Annotated in this window: 4 protein-coding genes; all 4 read left to right on the forward strand. The window is 66.1% G+C overall.

The window, feature by feature from the left end; all coding sequences use genetic code 11:
- Positions 1–737, forward strand: a 737-nt coding sequence (locus A9W96_RS01370) for a DUF6541 family protein (RefSeq protein WP_369830811.1), incomplete at its 5' end; no start/stop codon positions are given.
- A 78-nt stretch (positions 738–815) separates the two neighbouring features.
- Complete coding sequence (locus tag A9W96_RS01375) at positions 816–1,271, forward strand: bacterial proteasome activator family protein (RefSeq protein WP_231998015.1); 456 nt, start codon at positions 816–818, stop codon at positions 1,269–1,271.
- Positions 1,272–1,291: 20 nt separating this feature from the next.
- Positions 1,292–2,131 carry an ABC transporter ATP-binding protein gene (locus tag A9W96_RS01380; protein ID WP_067137515.1) on the forward strand — a complete coding sequence of 280 codons (840 nt, stop codon included), beginning with the start codon at positions 1,292–1,294 and terminating at the stop codon, positions 2,129–2,131.
- Positions 2,124–2,496 (forward strand): glycosyltransferase (locus tag A9W96_RS01385; protein ID WP_156765072.1); only part of this gene is annotated, 373 nt, incomplete at its 3' end. The genes A9W96_RS01380 and A9W96_RS01385, both read left to right, overlap by 8 nt.

The following is a 2,496-nucleotide window of genomic DNA, read 5'->3' on the forward strand; positions in this document are numbered from 1 at the left end:
CGCCGCTCGGCGGTCCGGTCGGCGCGGTGGCCGGGATGTTCGGCGAGTTCTTCTACAAAGATCCGCGCCGGGTCTCGGCGGCCATCACCCTGCTGCTCGAGCCGATGGCCGGCGTCGCGCTGTTCACGATCGTCGTCGGCGTCGTGGGCGTCGCGAAACGAGTGGCCGCCAGGGTCAGACCGTCCCTGGCCAGCGATCGGCGCCTGGGGCCGGTCCCGGTGTGGATCGCCGCCACCGCGGCGCTGCTGGTGGTGGCCACCGTGCTCACCGGGCGTCACTACCTCTATCGGCACATCGTGTTGTTCGGCGACAAGTACGACTCGGTGATGATCGACCAGCGCGATCTGATGGCGATGGCCTATCTGGCCAAGCTGCCCGGCGCGCACGAGACGTTGATCGGCAACGCCAACACCGACGGCACGGCCTGGATGTACGCCGTCGCCGATCTGCATCCGCTGTGGACGCACTACGACTACCCGCAACAGATGGGCCCGGGTCCCAACCGGTACATTTTCTGGACCTCGGCCCGCAAAGGCGATTCAGATCCGCGGGTCCTCGAGGCGATTAAAGCGCTCAATATTCGGTACATCTACACGAGCTCGCCGACTGTCCGGGGGTTCGCCGTACCCGAAGGACTAGTGTCACTGGATAAGTCGAAGTCGTGGGCGCTGATCTACGACAATGGTGGTGCCCGAATTTATGAATGGCGCGGAAACGGCGCGACGCCCCACTCATAGTCCACAAAGGATGGTGAAGAGTTGAGTACCCGCAACGATGACGACGGCGTCGAGATCATCGGCGGCGTCGACCCGCGGATGATGGCACTGGCCGAGGACGACGGCGCCGACGAGCGTTCCCTGACCGATCTGGTCGAGCAGCCCGCCAAGGTGATGCGGATCGGGACCATGATCAAGCAACTGCTCGAGGAGGTGCGCGCCGCACCGCTCGACGAGGCCAGCCGTAACCGGCTGCGCGAGATCCACGCGACCAGCATCCGGGAACTGGAGGAGGGCCTGGCACCGGAGCTGCGCGAGGAGCTGGACCGCCTGACCCTGCCCTTCAACGAGGACGCGGCGCCGTCCGACGCCGAATTGCGGATCGCGCAGGCACAGTTGGTCGGCTGGCTGGAAGGACTGTTCCACGGCATCCAGACCGCGCTGTTCGCCCAGCAGATGGCCGCCCGCGCGCAGCTGGAAAAGATGCGCCAGGGCGCGCTGCCGCCGGGCATGGGTAAGCCGGGCGGCGCGCCCGGGCACGGTCAGTACCTGTAAGCGAACTCGAGTAGTTGACGGTGTCGGGTCCTCACATCGAGACGCACAACGCATGGGTGGAATTTCCCATCTTCGATGCGAAGTCGCGTTCGTTGAAGAAGGCCTTCCTCGGCAAGGCCGGCGGCACGATCGGCCGCAACAGCTCCAACGTCGTTGTGGTCGAAGCGTTGCGCGACATCACCATGTCCCTCGAGCTGGGCGACCGGGTGGGGCTGGTGGGCCACAACGGCGCGGGCAAATCGACTCTGCTGCGCCTACTTTCGGGCATCTACGAACCCACCCGCGGATGGGCGACGGTCACCGGCCGGGTCGCGCCGGTCTTCGATCTCGGGGTCGGCATGGACCCCGAGATCTCCGGCTACGAGAACATCATCATTCGCGGCCTGTTCCTGGGCCAGACGCGAAAGCAGATGCTGTCCAAGGTCGATGAGATCGCCGAGTTCACCGAACTGGGCGACTACCTGTCGATGCCGCTGCGCACCTATTCCACCGGCATGCGGGTTCGGCTGGCGATGGGCGTGGTCACCAGCATCGACCCCGAGATCCTGCTGCTCGACGAGGGCATCGGCGCGGTGGACGCCGACTTCTTGAAGAAGGCGCAGTCGCGGTTGCAGAGTCTGGTGGAGCGCTCCGGAATCCTGGTGTTCGCCAGCCATTCCAACGAATTCCTGGCCCGGTTGTGCAAGACGGCGATGTGGATCGATCACGGCATCATCCGCATGTCGGGCGGCATCGAGGACGTGGTGCGCGCGTACGAAGGCGAAGACGCGGCCCGGCACGTCCGCGAGGTGCTGGAAGAGACGCAGCAAGCGAGTCGGGTCGAGACACCCCTGGCCCAAAGAGCATCCGGGGATGAGTGAGACCGTCTTCGCCGTCGTCGTCACCCATCGGCGCCCCGACGAGCTGGCCAAGTCGCTCGATGTCCTGAGCACGCAGACCCGGCTGCCCGATCACCTGATCGTGGTGGACAACGATTTTTCCGGCGACGGCCGGGTGCGCGACCTGGTGGCCGGCCAGCCTATCCCCACCACCTATCTGGCTTCGCGCCGAAACCTGGGCGGCGCAGGGGGTTTCGCACTCGGCATGCTGCACGCGCTGGCCCAGGGCGCCGATTGGGTGTGGCTGGCCGACGACGACGGGCGCCCGCAGGATACGGGCGTGCTGGCCACCCTGCTGGCGTGTGCCGAGAAGTACGGCCTGGCCGAGGTGTCGCCGATGGTGTGCA

The organism is Mycobacterium sp. 1245852.3, from assembly GCF_001669335.1.
Lineage (GTDB): Bacteria > Actinomycetota > Actinomycetes > Mycobacteriales > Mycobacteriaceae > Mycobacterium > Mycobacterium europaeum_A.